The organism is Mammaliicoccus sciuri, assembly GCF_002901825.1.
GTDB lineage: Bacteria > Bacillota > Bacilli > Staphylococcales > Staphylococcaceae > Mammaliicoccus > Mammaliicoccus sciuri.
Map to the genome: position 1 here is coordinate 1 of NZ_PPQD01000022.1, position 1,489 is coordinate 1,489.

Annotated in this window: 1 protein-coding gene; it reads right to left on the reverse strand. The window is 33.6% G+C overall.

Annotated features, from left to right (window positions below; translation table 11 throughout):
• On the reverse strand, positions 1 to 1,489 hold a 1,489-nt coding region (locus CD035_RS13935; protein ID WP_219728646.1), incomplete at both ends, for a hypothetical protein.

Below are 1,489 nucleotides of genomic sequence, written 5' to 3' on the forward strand. Positions count from 1 at the left end.
TTCACTCGTACTTAATGATTCGCTCGTACTCAATGATTCACTTGCGCTTAATGACTCACTTGTACTTAGTGATTCACTTGCACTTAATGACTCGCTTGTGCTTAGTGATTCACTCGTGCTCAATGACTCACTTGTGCTTAGTGATTCACTCGTGCTCAATGACTCACTTGTACTTAATGATTCACTCGTGCTCAATGATTCACTCGTGCTTAATGATTCACTTGTACTTAATGACTCGCTTGTACTTAATGACTCGCTTGTGCTCAATGATTCGCTCGTACTCAATGATTCGCTCGTACTCAATGATTCGCTCGTACTTAGCGATTCTGAAGCTGCTGTACTGACATTTAATGTAGCTATATTAGATTCTTGAACTTTTCCTCCTACATTTATAAGAACTTGATACTGACTTTTATCTAGATTTGTGCCAACATTATTTATAATCAAATCTTTATTTGTTGATATAAGTTCTTGACGTTTCCCATCATAATAACGATACCATTGATAAGTAACTGATTGACCATTGTTATTAGGAATTAAGCTTGGAGAGATTGTAAAAGTTGCAACTTCCCCTACTTCAACTGTTTGATCAGAAATAATATCTCCTACTTTTATAGATATAGAATCTTCAACAGTAGAACCATCTGCATTTGTTAAAATAGCTTTTACAATTACAGTCCCCTTCAAATTATTGTTATTGATAGTAATTACACCAGCATCGTTAATTGTGGCCAAACTATTATCATTTAAAGTCCACTTTACAGACCCCGTAGCATTAACAGGATTAGTTTCATAGCCTAAACTCCAATGAGAATCATTTACTAAAATATTAGGATTATTAGTGATTTTTATTTTATCTGCTTTGACTTGTTGTTGAACTACACTTACTGCGAATATATTTGAACCGTATGTTTTTGCCGAACCTATAAGTGGTTTATTTCTAACCACTAGTTGAAAATAATAATCTCCTACATTTGTTAAAGTATAATCTAGGTCTTTTTTTGTTTGTCCACTTATTAAAGTCCATTGATTGTTCCTATATATATACCATTGATATGTGGTATTATCTAGATTAACAAGTCCAGGTATTCTAAAATCACCATGTGCTTTAGCCTTTTCTCCACTAATAATTGTTTTTCTTTCAGGATTAATATCTGTTGTTAAACCTGGGTTTCCAAATAACCCCAAAAAACCACCATAATACTTATCTGAAACTTCATGATATGGATTTACTGGAGCTGCTTTAGTACTTATGTCACTTGTTGATTTAGAAATTTTATTTTCTACTTTTTTTTGATTTTGAACTTCTTTGACTTTATCTTTCTTTGGCACCTCTTCATCATTAGTTTCTACTGGTTTTTCTACTGATGCGTTGCCTGTTCCCTCTTTTGTTACTTCTTCTTGAACCTCTTCATCATTAGTTTCTACTGGTTTCTCTACTGATGCGTTGCCTGTTCCCTCTTTTGTTACTTCTTCTTGAACCTCTTCA